Below are 17,124 nucleotides of genomic sequence, written 5' to 3'. Positions count from 1 at the left end.
TCATTTTATAGGTCTATAGAACCATCATAAACGACATCGGTAAACAGAAAGGAAGCATTGTGTAATCCGCTTGTAAAACGATTGCAAAACTTCCGTGAAAAATCCAACCAGATGCCTATCTGCAGAAAAAATCCCCAACCTTTTATACTAAATGTTGGGGACTTCTTTTTCTGTTCACAACCAATTTATAGCCTACACCGCGTATGGAGTCAATATGCACCGATTCCGGCTCCAGCTCCAGCTTCTTGCGTAAAGAGCTGACATGAACATCCACAGTCCGCTGCCCCCCGATATAGTCGAAGCCCCATACCGCGTTCATCAAGTCATCTCTCGTAAGCACGACGCCTGGTTTTCTTGCCAGGTACAAGAGCACCTCAAATTCCTTCGGTCTGAGATTGATGGACTGTCCGCCCAGAATCACCTCATATTTTTCAGGGTAAATCTCCAGCTCACCGAGCACGATCCGGGAAGCGTCGCTCTGATCAGGCAATACGCCTTCATCTCCACCCATAGAGCGGCGCAGTACGGCATCCACGCGGGCCAGCAGCTCGGATACGCCAAAAGGCTTCGTAATATAATCATCTGCACCGGATTTCAGTCCCTGCACCACTTCGGCTTCTCCATTTTTAGCGGTCAGGATAATGATCGGTGTGGTCACTCCCTGGGTGCGAAGCTTATTCAGAATATCGAGGCCGTTCATGCCAGGCAGCATCAGATCCAGCAGGATTAAATCAAAAGCTTCTCTTGAGGCTTTCTCGAATCCGGCGGTTCCATGATCCTCTGTCTCTACCTCATAACCTTCTTGCGTCAGATTGTAAGTAAGCAGCCTGGCCAATGTAGGCTCGTCTTCTATCACCAAAAGACGTTGTGCCATGTCCTATCCCCCATCTCCCGTTATACATTGTTTTAGAGTTTGTTCAAAAAAGTCATCTTTTGATCACGAAGGAAGTCAGGAAGCGGACTCGACATCGAATCTTGAATTCAGCCGGGCCTAAGTGGATGCTTCCGAAGCATGTTTCCTACGGAAACATTTCAGGTGCTCACGTACCCTAAGTACGCTCCGCTTCTCAGTCCCTAGCTTCATTCAACTCCAGCGTTTTGAAAAAACGCACTTCGGAAGCATAGGCTTCGGTGCTGAAAACCTGATTTTTTGAACACGCATTCTTTCTTAATGTAATAACGCATGTATGTCTGACTCCAAACCATTTTATCACGGCATTGTTAACGGGGTGTAAAAAAATCAACCTTGCTGCTCCTCAACCTGCTGCAGAAGCGGCAACTCGACCGTAAATGTCGTGCCAAGCCCCAACTCGCTATCAACTGTGACGCTACCGTGATGAAGCTCAACCAGATGTTTGACGATGGACAGCCCCAGTCCGGTTCCGCCCGAGTTGCGAGATCTTCCTTTATCCACCCGGTAAAATCTTTCAAAGATGCGCGGCAAATCCTTCTTCGGAATACCGATCCCGGTATCGCTGACGGCGAACACCACTTTTTCCGGCTCATGATCCTGTGAAAGCTCCTTGACCTTCAGCTTCACAATTCCGCCTTCCTGGGTGTAATTGATTCCATTCGAAAGCAAATTCAGGAATATTTGCCTTAGTTTGTCTTCATCTGCTTCTATGAACAGCTCCTCGGGGACTTCCATCTGCAGGCTGATATGCTTCTTCTCCGCTACCTTGGCCAGCGTACCGTTAATCATATCAAAGAATGAGGACAGGTGAACAGGCTCGCACTCCAGTGGAGAACGCTTGGATTCAATTTTGGAAAGCTCCAGAATATCCCCGATCAGCCGGTTCAAGCGTTCACTTTCATCATAAATGATCTGCAAAAACGAGCGCGCTGTCTCCTCATCCTTGACTCCCCCGCCAAGCAGCGTTTCGGCGAAGCCTTTCACCGCCGCAATCGGTGTCTTCAACTCATGCGAGACGTTGGCTACAAACTCGCTGCGCATGTTCTCCAGCCTGCGGATGGCTGTGACATCCTGCAGCAGAAAGAGCATGCCGCGATAGCTTGCTTCATCCTGCATCGGAACACCGTCAAGCAGAATGAGCCGCTCCCCCGGATTAAACACACTGACTTCCTCATGCATTCGTTCCCGGTGCTGTATGCTGTGCTCCACCAGCTTGGTCAGCCCATAATGCTGCTTCAGCTCATGATAGGGTCTGCCGGTTACCCGGCTGCTGCTGATCCCGAGCATTCGTTCTGTCTCGCGGTTTACCAGCGCAATTTTGCCATGCGCATCAACCATCAGAATGCCGCCCGTCATATTGCTCATCACCCGCTGCAGCAGATCCTCGTTATCACGGATCGTTTTCATCTGGGTCTGCAGGCTATCCGCCATCCCGTTGATCGCTGCCGCCAGCTGCCCTACCTCATCATTTCGTTTCAACTCAACTCTGGCGTCATAATCAAGCTTGGATATGCGATTGGCTACCTTCGTAATATGCTCGAGCGGGGAAGTCAGATTACGGGCGATGCGGTAGCTGACCAGCGAAGCCAATAGAAATAGCAGCAGCAGCCCAATAATCATGGCCGTCCAGGCACGCTGCATACCTTCATCTACAGCCTTCAGACTCATCGAAAGCCGTATATATCCGTTGAAGCCGCTGTCGGTGCTGACCGGTTCAGCTACGTACAGCATATTCTGACTCAGTGTATCACTGTAACGAATGGCACTCCCGATGCCTTTTTCTTCAGCCAGCCGTACCTCATCCCGCAGCGCATGATTGTCCATCTTGCGGACATCCATTTCCGAGTCTCCTATGACCGTTCCATCCTTATTGATGAAGGTGATACGGGAATTGATCAGTCCGGCAAGTTCCTTCGCTTTTTCCGTATAATAAGCCGTGTAATCGTCGACTGGCACATTGCTTGTACTGTGAAATTCAAAGGTGCTGCGCAGGAGATTTATTTCCCGGGCCATATTTTCCTCCAAGGCCTTGATATGCGATTCTTTGAAAATCTGCCCCATCGTCAGTCCTGCAGCAATCACGGAAATTCCGATCAGCGTCAAAATAATAGCGGTCAGTCGAAAACGGAATGATTTCATAAGCTCTCCCTCGGCAGCATGCTATGCGCGTAATTGTAAAGCTTATTTTACCGTATCGGCTATCTTCCTTCCATATCGCATTGTAAACGCAGTGTTAAAATTGAACTGATTTGTGTAATCATCACACAATGAAGGACCGTCTCTCGACCGGCTGGCCAAAAAAAACGGTCCTTCATAATTAGAACTCATATCAACAATGCTCTGCAGCCCGGTTTCTCTTCATCAGCCGTTCACGACTTCGCCGCCATTGACATGGATAACCTGGCCGCTTACATAGGAGGAATCCGACGATGCAAGGTAAACGTACGCAGGAGCCAGCTCTTCGGGTTGTCCGGGACGCTTCATTGGCTGGGTAGCGCCAAACTGACTGACCTGCTTCTCATCAAAGGTGGACGGGATCAGCGGGGTCCAGATCGGCCCAGGTGCCACAGCGTTAACACGAATACCCTTTTCTGCCAAATTCATGGATAATGAACGGGTAAAGGCAGTAATAGCCCCTTTGGTCGAAGAGTAATCAAGCAGTTGCGGGTTGCCTTTGTACGCTGTAATGGATGTCGTATTGATGATCGCACTGCCTGGCTTCAACAATGGCATGGCCGCTTTTGTCAAGAAGAACATGCCGAAGATGTTGGTGCGGAAAGTGCGCTCCAGCTGCTCTGCAGTAATGTCTTCTATGGATTGCTGCGGATGCTGTTCGGCAGCATTGTTCACCAGGATGTCCAATTTTCCCAGATTCTCCACTGTTTGCTGTACAGCCTTCTTGGCAAATTCCTCGTCTCCTACATCACCGGCAATCAGCACACATTTGCGTCCCTCCTGCTCAACCTGACGCTTCGTTTCCTCCGCGTCACTGTGCTCGTTCAGGTAGACGATGGCTACATCCGCGCCTTCTTTCGCATAAGTTACGGCAACTGCACGGCCGATCCCGCTGTCACCACCTGTTATAAGAGCAACCTTGCCGGTCAATTTGCCCGCAGGTTTATAAGCTGGCGTCTCGAACTCCGGCCGCGGTGTCATTTTGGATTCAATCCCCGGACGCTGGTTCTGGTGCTGTGGCGGCAGTGTTTGCTGATTGCTTTGCTGCTTGGTCATGCTGCATTCTCCTTTCTTTAAGCCAGAATGATGGAATCTTCCCATAGGATGCACATAACTCTGTGTAAAAACTCTTCCCGACACTGTACTTTTACCACGCTCAGCCAGACTTAAACATGTTGATCAGGAGATTCTACTGTTGGCTGTTTTGAGACGCTCCAGGAACGAACCATTCCTACAATCGCTGTTGGCCCCAAATTTCAATGGATTATTCTTTAAGAGGAAGAAATTTGGTGCCAAAGGCGAACGCTGCCGCTTTTCCGGAATTGCTTCGTCCCTTCCGCTGCTTCGTGCATCTCCTTCATTAAAAAAAGAAAAAGAACAGGTTTGGCGGAACCCCTTCCACCAAACCTGTTCTTTCAAATCAAACAATAGTTATATTCGTAATACCCTATGTCTGTTAAACTCTACTTCTTACAGCATTTTCATAACGCGCCAGTAGAGTACCGCTGTTCGAACTTAAATAATCCGGCGGTACACCATGAAAAACAGCATCAGCAGCATGCAGACCGCCAGCAGAATACTGAATGTTCTGAGCTTGGCCCTCTGAGCGGATATATCGTTACCCTTGCTGATTCCCTCAGCCGCAAGGCGCAGCGGCTTGCCCATCATGCCGCCAATCCCGGCAATCACGAGAAACAGCAGAAAGACGATCACCATCCATGCGATAGAGTAGTCCTCGCCAGTCAACATATATCCGCCGGTCAGCAGTTGGATAATGAGCGCATACTGCGCAAACCGATTCAGCGTCCGAACTGTAGTGACTGCCCCTTCCTGCGCGGGAGCCGACATGCTATTAAGCTTTCCGACCACAAAGGGCAGAATGAGATAAAAGCCCATTGCCAGAGATCCGATAATATGCAGCAAATAGATAACCCTCATGAAATAACCTCCCTTATTTTGTAATCCTTTCGTGTTATGTAGAGTCTTACGAATCTTAAACCCCAAACGTATACTATTATACCTGGAAGAAAGCAAGAATCTCAATCTTCCAAAAAAGGAATCCTCCCATAAAGAGAGGATTCCCGACCTGATACGATATCTTGAATTATATTGAGACAACTTTAATGACACTGCGGACAGATTCAGCCGATTGATCAAGCGCCGCCTTTTCCTCTGCGGTCAGTTCAAGCTCGAATATTTTCTCGATTCCGCTGCCGCCGAGAAGAGCCGGTACACCGAGGAACAGATCCTCATACCCGTATTCGCCTTCCAGGTAAGCGATCACCGGAATAATCCGTTTCTTGTCCTTCAGAATCGCTTCAGTCATCTGCACCAGCGAAGCTGCCGGTGCATAATATGCGCTGCCATTGCCCAGCAAATTGACGATTTCTCCACCGCCAACCCGCGTCCGCTGCACGATGGCTTCTATGCGTTCGGCCGGAATAAGGGTGTCGATCGGAATGCCTCCAACGCTGGAGTAACGAACAAGCGGCACCATGTCGTCACCGTGGCCCCCTAGCACAAAGCCTCGCACATCCTCTACCGAAACATTAAGCTCCTGCGCAATGAAAGTGCAGTAACGCGCTGTATCGAGTACACCCGATTGGCCGATGACACGATTTTTAGGGAAACCGAGCGTCTGATACGCCGCATAGGTCATGGCATCGACAGGGTTGCTGAGGATAATGACTATGGCATCAGGACAGTAGGTTTTTACATTCTCGCACACTGATTTCACGATACCTGCGTTGGTATTGACGAGATCATCTCGGCTCATGCCTGGCTTGCGGGCAACACCTGCAGTGATAATGACAATATCGGAACCGGCGGTCTCCGCATAATCAGAGGTACCGATAATGTTGCTGTCAAACCCTTGCACCGGACTTGCTTCCAGCATATCCAGAGCTTTGCCCTTCGTCGGGTTCTCCAATTGCGGGATGTCCACCAGGATAATGTCGCCCAGCTCTTTTTGCGCGAGCATCAATGCAGTTGTTGCACCGGTAAAGCCGGCTCCGACTACAGTGATTTTTTTTCGTTGAATGGCCACGGTACCGCCTCCTACATATGGCTGATGACTTTGTCTGCGAACTCAGAGCATTTTACTTGAGTAGCCCCTTCCATCAGGCGGGCAAAATCATACGTAACCGTTTTGTTGTTGATTGCGGTTTCTATACCTTTGTAAATCAGGTCGGCAGCTTCCTGCCAGCCAAGATGCTCAAGCATCATAACGCCGGACAGAATAACGGAGCCCGGATTCACTACGTCCTTATCCGCATATTTCGGAGCCGTTCCGTGTGTCGCTTCGAAAATGGCATGGCCTGTCACATAGTTAATATTGGCGCCAGGGGCGATACCGATACCGCCTACTTGCGCAGCCAGGGCATCAGACAGGTAGTCACCGTTCAGGTTCAGGGTAGCGATCACATCAAACTCGGCCGGACGTGTCAGCACCTGCTGCAGTGCAATATCGGCGATAGCATCCTTGATGATGATCTTGCCCGCTTCTTCAGCCGCTTGCTGTGCAGCGTTAGCCGCATCTGTGCCTTCTTTTTCTTTGATTTCATCGTACTGGGCCCAAGTAAATACCTTGTCTCCGAACTCCTGCTCAGCTACTTCATAACCCCAGTTTTTGAAGGCACCTTCGGTGAACTTCATGATATTTCCTTTATGCACGAGCGTTACGCTCTTGCGGTTATGCGTGATGGCATATTCAACAGCCGCGCGTACCAGACGCTTGGAGCCCTCGGAAGAAACCGGCTTGATGCCGATACCCGATGTTTCAGGGAAACGGATTTTATTGACTCCCATTTCCTCCTGCAGGAATTTAATAACCTTTTTCACTTCTTCGGAGCCTTCTTTGTACTCGATACCGGCGTAAATATCCTCCGTATTTTCACGGAAAATAACCATGTCCACGAGGTCAGGACGTTTTACCGGAGAAGGAACACCGTCGAAATAGCGAACAGGACGAAGGCAGACGTACAGGTCCAGCTCCTGGCGCAGAGCCACGTTCAACGAGCGGATGCCGCCGCCGATCGGAGTTGTAAGAGGGCCTTTGATCGCCACGATGTATTCGCGGATCGCTTCGAGCGTATCATTCGGAAGCCACTCCCCGTATGTATTAAACGCTTTCTCTCCAGCGAACACTTCATACCATGCGATTTTCTTCGAGCCGCCGTATGCTTTTTCCACAGCAGCGTCCAGCACGCGCTTGGAAGCTTTCCAGATATCGCGTCCTGTACCGTCACCCTCGATGAAAGGGATAACCGGATTGTTAGGCACCTGCAGTTTTCCGTTGTCAATTGTGATTTTTTCGCCTTCTGTTGGGAGATCAAACTTTTCCAATTTCATGAGTTCCAGTTCCTCCTTGTATGGTTAATAGCTCGTCTCTGCCCAGGCTAATGGGCAACCAGCATAGAGGGGCAGGAAGAGTGACTTATATCATTGCCTCCCGGCCCCTGCTTCTCTATTGTACATGATTAAATTCCGGCATGTCACCGCAATTCAGGGGAAACGTATTTCTGATTCGTCGGACCTGTGTATTCCGCACGCGGACGGATGATCCGGTTGTCCTCATACTGTTCAAGAATATGCGCCGTCCATCCTGATACACGGCTAACAGCAAAGATTGGCGTAAACAATTCACGTTCGATCTCAAGCTGAGTGTAAACGGATGCGGAGTAGAAATCCACATTCGGCTTCAGTCCCTTCTGGGAAGTGACCAACTCCTCAATGCGGACGGACATTTCATACAACGTCGTGTCTCCATTCAGCTCGCCAAGCTCGCGAGACATCTTCTGCAGATGCTTGGCACGCGGATCGCCATTTTTATACACCCGGTGTCCAAAGCCCATAATTTTATCGCGGTTGGCCAGTTTTTGCTGAATGAACGGCTCCACATTGTCCAGGGAACCGATTTCGTCCAACATTTTGGCAACCGCCTCGTTGGCTCCTCCGTGCAGCGGCCCTTTGAGCGCGCCTACAGCGGACGTGATACCGGAGTAAATGTCCGACAAGGTGGCCACGGTCACACGGGCGGCAAATGTGGAAGCGTTCAGCTCATGATCGGCATGAAGCACCAGCGCCTGATCCATTGCTTTCACAGCCGTTTCGGAAGGCTCCTCGCCATTCATCATATACAGGAAGTTTTCCGCGATGGAAGCGCCTTCTTTTGGCTGTACCGGTTCCAGTCCCTTGCGCAGACGGGCAATCGCCGCGACAATTGTCGGCAGTTGGGCCTGCAGCTTGATCGCCTTAAGCTCATTGGCTTCACGGGACATATCATCCGCTTGACTGTCAAACAGGGCCAGGGCCGATACTGCGGAGCGAAGCGCCGCCATGGTGCTCATGTCTTTCGGGTACAGCTTCATTTGCGAGATGAGTTCATCGGGAATAGGGGCGTACCGGCTCAGTTGAGCCTGCAGATCGCTAAGCTGGGAAGCGTTCGGAAGCTTGCCGAACCACAGCAAATAAGCAACTTCTTCAAAAGAGGCGTTAACGGCCAAATCATCAATATTATAGCCACGGTAAGTGAGAACGCCATCTACAATGGAGCTAATGGAAGAAGTCGCAGCCACGATTCCTTCCAGACCTTTAGTCGCTGTCATATTACATCTCTCCTTTGTCTAAAAGCTTTGTAAAGGACTTGCAAATGAAAACAGTTTCAAAACTAAAGATGACATGGGAAAGCCTTAAAAATGTTAACGTCATATGTCAATAATTTTAATCTCCTCTAACTATACTGGATTTTGTCGGTTCTGTGAACAAGGATAAGCCAATCCTCCGCATTCAAATATTTTATCAGTCCTATAAACATTTTTTGAAACCCTTTACATTTTCAAAGTTTTTCGAGGTCCATGTCATATTTTCCGGAGCGGGCGCATACAGGTATACATCTAACAAAAAAGGAGAAATAGAAAGGTGAACCGACTTATATTTAAACGTATTGTACGGGCACTATGGGTCGTAATAGCAATCGTTTTGTTCATTTTCGCCGTGTACAGGCTCTTTCCGCTCGTCTATCCCTTTCTGCTGGCGTGGCTGGTCGCTTACGCAATGAATCCGCTTGTTCTATTTCTTCGCAAAAAGGCCAAGTTCCCCCACTGGCTGGCAGTTACCCTTTCACTGTTTGTGTATCTGGGAGCCATTCTGCTGGTGCTGTCCGCCGCGGTCACCCGCATCGTGAAGGAACTTATTGAACTGATGAAAACGTTTGACATTCATATTGAACAATTCAAAAGCATGTTCGTCTCCTGGACGAAGAGTGATATCATACAAAATATTATTGTAGAAATGGATAGGTTCATCCGTGAAAATCCCGATTATCAGCAGACCATCAACAATAATATCGATAAAACAACACAAAATGTCAGCAGCGCCGTCACGGATCTGGTTAGCCGTTTTTTCAACGGGATTCTGAGCTTTCTGACAGCCCTGCCGAATATGGGAGCTGTACTTATGGTTGTTGTGCTGGCCGCTTTTTTCATCAGTAAAAACTGGGAGCGACATGGCCGCACATTTGCCGGGCTTGTCCCGGTCGCGCTACGCAAGACGGCCGCCGATATTTGGCAGGATCTGCGCAAGGCCCTGTTCGGATATTTGCGGGCACAATTCATTATGATTTCCATAACCGCTGTGATCGTTATTATCGGACTTATCATTTTGCAGGTGGATTCCGCTTTTACCATCGGGCTGATGATCGGTCTGATCGACCTGCTGCCTTATCTCGGTGTAGGTATCGTCATGATCCCGTGGGCCATTTATGCGTTTATGTCGGATAATTTTGCCCTCGGGTTAGGACTTTCCATTCTTTATATCGTCATTTTGATTGCACGTCAGATCGCGGAACCCAAGGTGCTGGCAAGCAGCGTCGGACTCGATCCACTGGCCACCCTGATTGCCATGTTCGTCGGGCTCAAGCTGTTTGGCGTACTGGGGCTCATCATCGGCCCTGTCTCCCTCGTCGTGCTGGATGCGTTCAATCGTGCCAATGTGCTTCGGGATTTGCGCAATTACATACTTGTCGGCAGAATCAGATAGCATCATAGTGAAAAAACGGCGGCATTACGTCAAAACCGCCTGAACGTAATGCTGCCGTTTTTCATTTTTTTCTCTACCCATTTGAACAGCAGCTTTCTGTAAATAGGCCGTGTGAGCGGAAAGATCAGGGTAAAGCCGATGATATCGGTGATAAACCCCGGAATGACCAGCATGCTTCCGCCCAGGAAGACACATAATCCATCAAGCATTTTATTGCCTGGCATTTGTCCCTTGTTCATCTGCAGCTTGGCATCCGCAATGACCTTGCGGCCTTCAAACTGCAGCATGGCAAAGCCAATAATGGAAGTCATGATAATCAATAATATCGTCTTTCCTGCACCGATCCACTGACTTACCCACAGAAAACCGTACAGCTCCAATGCCGGAATTAATAATAATAAAAGCCAGTAGGGCCTGCGCATGCTTTACTCCTTTCCGTCTGCAACCAGCTTCTGCAACGCCTGATACACTTCGGGCAGGGCTTTATCAAGCCTTGCCGGTTTCCAGTCCCCGTTCAGCCATACATGCTGTGTTGAGCCTGTGACCAGCAGCTCGCCCCGGTTCCGCTGCAGCTCCTGCCCTTCTGCCTCCAAGCGTCTTATCTCGTAAGCAAAGCTCAGGCGCATCCTGGTCAGCTCCGTAATTTGTGTATATACGCTTACCAGATCATCATATTTGGCCGGTTTGTGATACTTCAGGCTTGCATCAATAACCGGCAGCATCAACCCTTGCTCCTCCATGCTGCGATAGGTAAAACCGGACCGTCGGAGCATTTCCGTTCGCCCGATCTCGAACCAATTCAAATAATTGGCATGGTACACGACCCCCATCTGATCGCATTCCGGATAACGCACGCGAATCTGAACAGATGACCATCCGTGTCCTTCATCCTGCTTTTCTCTGGTCATATAGTTCTTCTCTCCTGTCCCGGACTTCTTTCTTTAAGAGGTTGTTCAAAAAGTCATCTTTTGATCACGAAGGAAATCAGGAAGTGGACTCGACATCGAATCTTGAATTCAGCCGGGCCCTAAGCGGATGCTTCCGAAGCATGTTTCCTGCGGAAACATTTCAGGTGCTCACGTACCCCACGTACACTCCGCTCCTCAGTCCCTAGCTTCATCCAACTCCAGCGTTTTGAAAAAACGCACTTCGGAAGCATAAGCTTCGGTGCTGAAAACCTGACTTTTTGAACTCGCACTTTAATATAAATGTCCCAATTCCATTAAACCACATTTCAGGCACAGGAACAAAAAAAGGCCTGCCTCGAAAGGCGGCCTTGTTATTTAGCCGAAACGTCCCATGATATATTCCTGGGTTAGCTCATTGGTCGGATTCGTGAAAATGTCCTTCGTTTTTCCGCGCTCAATCAGATTACCTACATAAAAATAAGCAGTGAAATCCGAAATACGGGCTGCCTGCTGCATGTTATGAGTGACGATAACGATGCGCAGCTCCTTCTTCAGCTCTGTAATCAGCTCCTCAATCTTGCCCGTGGATACCGGATCCAGCGCTGAGGCAGGCTCATCCAGCAGCAGTATGCTCGGATTGACCGACAGCGCGCGGGCAATGCAGAGACGCTGCTGCTGGCCGCCTGACAGAGCAAGCGCCGAACCGTGCAGACGATCCTTCACTTCATCCCACAAGGCGGCTTTGCGCAAACTGGATTCAACAATCTCATCAAGCTCTTTCTTCCTCTTGATGCCCCGGTATCTGGGTCCGAAAGCGATATTATTGTAGATCGATTTATAGAACGGATTCGGCTTTTGCCACACCATTCCAATCTCCTGTCGAAGCTTGATGACATCTGTATCGGGATCGTTCAGATCCTTTCCATTCATCCAGATATGTCCTGTCGTGTGTGAACCTGCAATCTCGTCATTCATCCGGTTCAGGGAACGCAAGAAGGTCGATTTCCCGCACCCCGACGGACCAATCAGCGCCGTCACCGTCTCGGCGGGAAATTCCATGCTGATTTTTTTGACAGCTTCAAATGTTCCATAATATATGCTTAAATCCTCAGTACTGAAAGGCTGGGCCATTGTGTAGGTTCATCTCCTTTTAATCCATACGCTTCGCAGCAGTCAACTTTTTGTATGCCACCCTGCCAAGCCAGCGGGCCGACAGATTGAATACCAGTACAAGCAGCACCAGCACTGCTGATGCTCCGGCGGCAATTTCTGCGGAGTCAGGCGCAATCCCCTCACTGTTCACCTTCCAGATATGAACGGCCAGCGTTTCGGCAGGCCGCATCGGATTGATGGGAGACCTTGGGCTGAGCGGATTCCAATCCGTGAAATCAAGCGGAGGCGTAGTCATACCCGCAGTGAAGAGCAGGGCTGCCGCTTCGCCAAAGATACGGCCTGCCGCCAGTATCGTACCTGTAATCAAACTTGGCAGCGCAACAGGCAGCATGATGGAAGTGATGATTTTCCATTTGGACAGGCCGAGGGCCAGCCCCGCCTCTTTTTGCTCCTTCGGCACAGACCGGAATGCCTGCTCCGTCGTACGCACCATAAGCGGCAGGTTAAATACAGCCAAAGCCAAGGCACCTGATAACAAGGAGAAACCAAAATTAAACGTATTTACAATCAGCAGCAAACCAAACAGGCCGATAACGATCGACGGGAAGGATGAAAGCACCTCTACCGTCAGACGGATGAAATCCGTAAAACGTCCCGGCTTGGCATATTGAGCCATGTAAATGCCGCCTCCCCATCCCAGGGGAATTGTAATGATCAGCGTCAATATAAGCAGAAAAACGGAGTTGAACAACTGCGGACCGATGCCGCCGCCTGCACGCAGCGTTTGCGGAGCTGCGGTCAGAAAATTCCAATCGATATGGCTGATGCCGCGGAACAGAATAAAACCGATAAGACCAATCAGCACGGCGACGATCAGCAGGGCAAAGAAACAAATGATAAACGTAGCGGCTTTATCTATGGATTTAGCTTTCATTAAATACGGTTTCTCCTTTCAAGCACCCTAACGAGCAGCACGAATACAAATGTCATCAGCAGGAGAACGAGCGCCATGCTCCACAATGCATCGTTTTGGAGCGAGCCCATCGCTGTATTCCCCATACTGAGGGTAATCACACTCGTCAGCGTTGAGGCTGATTCCAGCAGGGAATGCGGAATGTGCGGAGCGTTACCGATAACCATCTGAACAGCAAGAGCTTCACCAAAGGCCCTGGCCATGCCAAGGATGATGCCTGTCATCAGCGCCGGCAGCGTCGTCGGAATGATAACCCGGGCAATGGTCTGCCAGCGGGTTGCACCAAGGGCAAAGGAAGATTCACGAAGCCCCTTGGGCAGGGCTGCCAGAGCATCTGCCATGATACTTGTAATCGTAGGAAGAATCATAAGGGACAAAACGAGACAGCCTGCAAGAATCCCGTTGCCCTGGCCGCCAAATACATTGCGCAGCAATGGCACAAGCACAGTCAAACCGACAAATCCGTAAACGACGGAAGGAATACCGGACAAAAGCTCAATCGCCGGCTGCAATATCCGTTTGCCGAACTTCGGCACAATCTCCGTCATGAATAAAGCCGCGCACAAACCGAGAGGGCTGGCAATAAGGGCCGCCAGAATAGTAACCGCAAACGATCCCGTAATAAAAGGAAGAGCACCGAATGAAGCCGGTTGGCCGTCCGGGCTCCATTTCGTGCCAAAGAAGAACTCGCGCAGACTTACTCCGTCAAACGCAAAGGTAGCCACTCCCTTGGAAGCGACAAAATAGACGATCGATATAATAACTGCAATCAAAAAAACGACACAAACCGACGTAAATATACGGCCGGTCCATTCTTCCCAGTAATGCTTTTCTCTCATCATCCCGCGGGTTCTTTTACTTTGCTCCATGTAAGTCTTCCCTTCAATAGGTTCCATCTTTAACTCCTTTTAAATCGAAGAATAGAGGCTGGACGCATGTCCGCCTCTTTTCTCCGTGTGATGACTGTCTTGTTCGCCGTACATGTGTCCGGCTCATGAAGTAGCTATTATTTTTTCGTTACGTTGCCGTCAACGTCACGAGTAACTTGCATACCGCCTACTGGAATGTAGCCAAGATCCTTAACATCAGCTTGTTGCACTGCATCGGACAGGATGTAGTCCAGGAAAGCTTTTACATGAGGCTGCGGGTCGCCTTTCGTGTACATGTGCTCGTAAGCCCATACCGGATAGTCGCCTTTTTCCACGTTCTCTACAGTAGCTTCAACGCCGTTGTATTTCAGAGAAGTAACCGTGTCATCCAGGTAAGACAGAGCCAGGTAACCAATTGCGCCAGGTGTTTCAGCGATCAGCTTTTTAACTGTACCGGAAGAATCCTGTTGGATGGAGCCTGGAAGGTCTTCCGTTTTTGTGCCAAGAGCATATTTCTCGAAAGTAGCACGTGTACCGGAACTGCTGGGACGGTTAACAATCACGATTTCTTGATCCGCACCGCCAACTTCTTTCCAGTTCTTCACTTTGCCAGTGAAAATGTCTACCAGTTGTTCTTTGGTCAAGTTGTCCACGCCAACTTTAGGGTTAGCAACAGCAGCCATGGCTACAACAGCTACCTGATGGTCAACAAGCTCATCCGCACCGGATTCCAGCTTCTCTTGAGCAAATACGTCAGAGTTGCCGATATCCGCTTGTCCGCCGGACACTTGTGTCAGACCCGTACCGCTTCCGCCGCCTTGAACCTGAACAGAGATACCTTTATATTGATCTTCAGCCATAAACTTCTGTGCAGCTTGCTCTACCAACGGCTGCAGTGCAGTGGAACCAACAGCCAGGACATTTCCGCTCAAAGCTGGTGTTTCTGCAGTCTGACCACCTTCGTTGGTTGTTCCTCCTGTCTCTCCGCCCTGCGCTGCATTATTGCCCGCACCGCATGCGGCAAGCAGGAACACCAGAGTAAGTGTCATCAGAACGAACGGCCATTTTTTCAACATGATAAATTGTCCTCCCCTTAGTTAGTGACGGTTTGTGTTTATTTTTGTCCATCAACTACTTTTACATTGTAGTTTTCGATTGTTAGGTTAAAAACATAGTTTTGTAAAAGCAGTATCAAAAAACAATAGATTTTATCGATTTTTTGTATACAATAAATCTATACTTATTTTAGGCAGGGGATTAGCTTTGAATTTGCTCAAATATCAGATTCTGGTACTTATGGACAGGTATCATAAAGTGACTGAAGTCGCACAAGCATTAAATATGAAGCAGCCAACAGTGTCCTTCCACATGAAGAGTATGGAGAAAGAAATGCAGACACCGCTGTTCCACGCTGCAAAAGGCCGAATCCTGCTTACGGAGGCCGGAAGAAAGCTGCTTCCTTATGCCAGGCAGATTCTCTCCCTGGAATCCGCAGCCATGCAGGCGCTGGCGGACCATGCAGGCCTGACGGGTAAGAGAATTCGGATTGCTGCAGAAATCATTCCCGGGAGCTATATCCTTCCCGGGCCCGTGACGGAATATACCAAAATAAAACCCGAGGCCTATATTTTGCTTGAAATTCACCCGGCGGATACAATCAACCGGCTGCTGCAGGAGGGAGAAATTGATTTTGCATTTGTGCATGATCCGCTCCTGTCCGATTCAATCACCTGTCATCCTGTATTCCGGGATGAAATGGGGATGATCACTTCTGCATCGCGATCACTTCGCTTGGACGGTTCATCCCTGAAAGAAACGCTGCTCCATGAAGCTTTCGCCATCGCCTCTTCTCCATCGTTTCTGCACAGCTTTGCGAAGACATGGTTTGAACGGAACAGCATCTCCATGACCTCTGCAAATATCGTACTGGAGTCCGGGTCCTTGGAAGCAGTCAAGCATGCGGTGTCAGCCGGGGGCATGATCTCCTTTTTTCCGGCATGCGGCATTCGTGAACGGGAAGAGGGGATCGTATGGCATGCCCTGCCCGGCGCTCGGCCGGCTTTTTATGAAATCTATATGATGCATGGAAATCATCCGCTGTCTGAGTCTAAAGAAGCATTCAAGAGCTTTATTCTCGGCCAAACAGGGCAAACGATGGGAATGTAAAGCATTTTAGATTCGGCAGAAACATCGAAATTTGGAGGCAATAAAGAATCGAGGAATAATGAAAAAGGAGAGCCCCAGATCAGCGGAACCTTAGGGGCATCTCCTTGCGTTTATCGTATCTATGAGTTGTAGATATTCATGGTATATCCAGTGATGGCTTCGTCATAATCCGGATACTTGAAGCCCTGACTTGCCGCCACGGCTTTGGCGTATTTTCTGAACAGCTCGCAGCAGGTGAATAAAGACTGCCACATATTTTCGTAGCCATTGCCGGCGTAAGTTGACAATAACGCTTCCCAATCTTCATTCGGAAGGTATTGATCAATAAATTTATAATTTTTTCCCACACTAAAGGAATACCCTCGCTCTGCTCCAATTTGCCAGGCCATCATTCGAAGCAAGTTAGGACGAACGACCTCATGCAGGTGGTCGATGGCAAACAAAATTTCCTTTCGCGCCAATCCTTTGACTACGTATGTCGTAGTCATCCAGAATTCATTGCAGCAATCGTCAAATTTCCTGGCCGTTGGTTTCTGAATCCAATATTGGCGGTCATCTGCCCGCACTTCATTTTGAATCAGGCTGTCTTTATCCAGCAAAACTTCAACCAAACCGTCGCTGCTGCTGAAATACTCTTCTGTCTCATCAAGCGGAATGAGCGTCAGGTCCAATTTATTGCCGTCTTCAAAAAGAATGATATAGGAGAACCAGCTGCCCAGCTCTGCCGGAAACAGCTCCATATCCTCCGGCTTTTGCATCATCATGCGCTTGCCGAAATGATTAAGCCAGTCATCATTTTCCTTGAAAGAGTCCATATCGGTCACAAAATATGAAATATCGTAATCCTGAAATGCATCAGGGGCAATATTTTTGTTGGTTCTTGAACCTTCCAAAGTGACCAAACGGATTCTGGGGTCCTCCACCGCAAAATTCACCAGCAGCTTCATCATGTCCTGTTCACTTCTCAAG

The 17,124-nt window shown here is 49.2% G+C and carries 16 protein-coding genes; 2 read left to right on the top strand and 14 right to left on the bottom strand.

Going from position 1 to position 17,124, the window contains the following annotated elements; all coding sequences use genetic code 11:
* Positions 1–142 precede the first annotated feature (142 nt).
* The 7 genes from ACE5KN_RS23595 to citZ form a co-directional block, all read right to left on the bottom strand.
* Positions 143–874, bottom strand: coding sequence for a response regulator transcription factor (locus ACE5KN_RS23595; RefSeq protein WP_355318134.1), 732 nt, complete (start codon positions 872–874; stop codon positions 143–145).
* 366 nt (positions 875–1,240) lie between these two features.
* Complete coding sequence (gene pnpS / locus ACE5KN_RS23590; RefSeq protein ID WP_375527524.1) at positions 1,241–3,052, bottom strand: two-component system histidine kinase PnpS; 1,812 nt, start codon at positions 3,050–3,052, stop codon at positions 1,241–1,243.
* Between the two features lie 222 nt (positions 3,053–3,274).
* Entirely contained in the window at positions 3,275–4,144 is an 870-nt protein-coding gene (locus ACE5KN_RS23585; protein ID WP_375527525.1) for an SDR family oxidoreductase, read from the bottom strand.
* A gap of 459 nt (positions 4,145–4,603) precedes the next feature.
* Positions 4,604–5,026 carry a hypothetical protein gene (locus ACE5KN_RS23580; protein ID WP_375527526.1) on the bottom strand — a complete coding sequence of 141 codons (423 nt, stop codon included), beginning with the start codon at positions 5,024–5,026 and terminating at the stop codon, positions 4,604–4,606.
* Positions 5,027–5,192: 166 nt separating this feature from the next.
* Positions 5,193–6,134 (bottom strand): malate dehydrogenase, encoded by a 942-nt coding sequence (mdh, locus tag ACE5KN_RS23575; protein ID WP_375527527.1) that lies wholly within the window; start codon positions 6,132–6,134, stop codon positions 5,193–5,195.
* 11 nt (positions 6,135–6,145) lie between these two features.
* Complete coding sequence (gene icd / locus ACE5KN_RS23570; protein ID WP_375527528.1) at positions 6,146–7,438, bottom strand: NADP-dependent isocitrate dehydrogenase; 1,293 nt, start codon at positions 7,436–7,438, stop codon at positions 6,146–6,148.
* Between the two features lie 143 nt (positions 7,439–7,581).
* Positions 7,582–8,694: a citrate synthase gene (citZ, locus tag ACE5KN_RS23565; RefSeq protein ID WP_375527529.1), complete on the bottom strand. Its 1,113-nt coding sequence runs from the start codon at positions 8,692–8,694 to the stop codon at positions 7,582–7,584.
* A 313-nt stretch (positions 8,695–9,007) separates the two neighbouring features.
* Here citZ and ytvI point away from each other — a divergent pair, with 313 nt between their 5' ends.
* Positions 9,008–10,126, top strand: coding sequence for a sporulation integral membrane protein YtvI (gene ytvI / locus ACE5KN_RS23560; RefSeq protein WP_375527530.1), 1,119 nt, complete (start codon positions 9,008–9,010; stop codon positions 10,124–10,126).
* A 29-nt stretch (positions 10,127–10,155) separates the two neighbouring features.
* On the opposite strand, the gene ACE5KN_RS23555 is transcribed toward ytvI, so the two are convergent.
* The 6 genes from ACE5KN_RS23555 to ACE5KN_RS23530 form a co-directional block, all read right to left on the bottom strand.
* On the bottom strand, positions 10,156–10,548 hold the full coding sequence (locus ACE5KN_RS23555; RefSeq protein WP_375527531.1) for an FxsA family protein: 393 nt from the start codon (positions 10,546–10,548) through the stop codon (positions 10,156–10,158).
* A 3-nt stretch (positions 10,549–10,551) separates the two neighbouring features.
* Positions 10,552–11,034: an acyl-CoA thioesterase gene (locus ACE5KN_RS23550; RefSeq protein WP_375527532.1), complete on the bottom strand. Its 483-nt coding sequence runs from the start codon at positions 11,032–11,034 to the stop codon at positions 10,552–10,554.
* 375 nt (positions 11,035–11,409) lie between these two features.
* On the bottom strand, positions 11,410–12,165 hold the full coding sequence (pstB, locus tag ACE5KN_RS23545; protein ID WP_375527533.1) for a phosphate ABC transporter ATP-binding protein PstB: 756 nt from the start codon (positions 12,163–12,165) through the stop codon (positions 11,410–11,412).
* 19 nt (positions 12,166–12,184) lie between these two features.
* Positions 12,185–13,081, bottom strand: coding sequence for a phosphate ABC transporter permease PstA (pstA, locus tag ACE5KN_RS23540; RefSeq protein WP_375527534.1), 897 nt, complete (start codon positions 13,079–13,081; stop codon positions 12,185–12,187).
* Positions 13,081–14,016, bottom strand: coding sequence for a phosphate ABC transporter permease subunit PstC (pstC, locus tag ACE5KN_RS23535; protein ID WP_375520130.1), 936 nt, complete (start codon positions 14,014–14,016; stop codon positions 13,081–13,083). The genes pstA and pstC overlap by 1 nt, the downstream gene beginning before the upstream one ends.
* A 110-nt stretch (positions 14,017–14,126) precedes the next feature.
* Entirely contained in the window at positions 14,127–15,065 is a 939-nt protein-coding gene (locus tag ACE5KN_RS23530; protein WP_375527535.1) for a phosphate ABC transporter substrate-binding protein, read from the bottom strand.
* 187 nt (positions 15,066–15,252) lie between these two features.
* On the opposite strand from ACE5KN_RS23530, the gene ACE5KN_RS23525 reads away from it, so the two are divergent.
* Positions 15,253–16,155: a LysR substrate-binding domain-containing protein gene (locus ACE5KN_RS23525; protein WP_375527536.1), complete on the top strand. Its 903-nt coding sequence runs from the start codon at positions 15,253–15,255 to the stop codon at positions 16,153–16,155.
* A gap of 119 nt (positions 16,156–16,274) precedes the next feature.
* Here the strand turns inward: ACE5KN_RS23525 and ant(6) are convergent, their stop codons facing one another.
* Positions 16,275–17,123, bottom strand: coding sequence for an aminoglycoside 6-adenylyltransferase (gene ant(6), locus ACE5KN_RS23520; RefSeq protein ID WP_375527537.1), 849 nt, complete (start codon positions 17,121–17,123; stop codon positions 16,275–16,277).
* Between the last annotated feature and the right edge of the window lies 1 nt (position 17,124).

This window comes from Paenibacillus terreus (genome assembly GCF_042138595.1).
Taxonomy (GTDB): domain Bacteria; phylum Bacillota; class Bacilli; order Paenibacillales; family Paenibacillaceae; genus Paenibacillus; species Paenibacillus terreus.
Note: the sequence above shows the minus strand (reverse complement) of the source record. Positions and strands in the feature narration are given on the sequence as shown.

Excerpts from the sequence above, each read along its gene's own strand:
- ACE5KN_RS23595 (WP_355318134.1), bottom strand. The coding sequence starts at position 874 with ATGGCACAACGTCTTTTGGTGATAGAAGACGAGCCTACATTGGCCAGG.
- pnpS (WP_375527524.1), bottom strand. The coding sequence starts at position 3,052 with ATGAAATCATTCCGTTTTCGACTGACCGCTATTATTTTGACGCTGATC.
- ACE5KN_RS23585 (WP_375527525.1), bottom strand. The coding sequence starts at position 4,144 with ATGACCAAGCAGCAAAGCAATCAGCAAACACTGCCGCCACAGCACCAG.
- ACE5KN_RS23580 (WP_375527526.1), bottom strand. The coding sequence starts at position 5,026 with ATGAGGGTTATCTATTTGCTGCATATTATCGGATCTCTGGCAATGGGC.
- icd (WP_375527528.1), bottom strand. The coding sequence starts at position 7,438 with ATGAAATTGGAAAAGTTTGATCTCCCAACAGAAGGCGAAAAAATCACA.
- citZ (WP_375527529.1), bottom strand. The coding sequence starts at position 8,694 with ATGACAGCGACTAAAGGTCTGGAAGGAATCGTGGCTGCGACTTCTTCC.
- ACE5KN_RS23555 (WP_375527531.1), bottom strand. The coding sequence starts at position 10,548 with ATGCGCAGGCCCTACTGGCTTTTATTATTATTAATTCCGGCATTGGAG.
- ACE5KN_RS23550 (WP_375527532.1), bottom strand. The coding sequence starts at position 11,034 with ATGACCAGAGAAAAGCAGGATGAAGGACACGGATGGTCATCTGTTCAG.
- pstB (WP_375527533.1), bottom strand. The coding sequence starts at position 12,165 with ATGGCCCAGCCTTTCAGTACTGAGGATTTAAGCATATATTATGGAACA.
- pstA (WP_375527534.1), bottom strand. The coding sequence starts at position 13,081 with ATGAAAGCTAAATCCATAGATAAAGCCGCTACGTTTATCATTTGTTTC.
- pstC (WP_375520130.1), bottom strand. The coding sequence starts at position 14,016 with ATGGAACCTATTGAAGGGAAGACTTACATGGAGCAAAGTAAAAGAACC.
- ACE5KN_RS23530 (WP_375527535.1), bottom strand. The coding sequence starts at position 15,065 with ATGTTGAAAAAATGGCCGTTCGTTCTGATGACACTTACTCTGGTGTTC.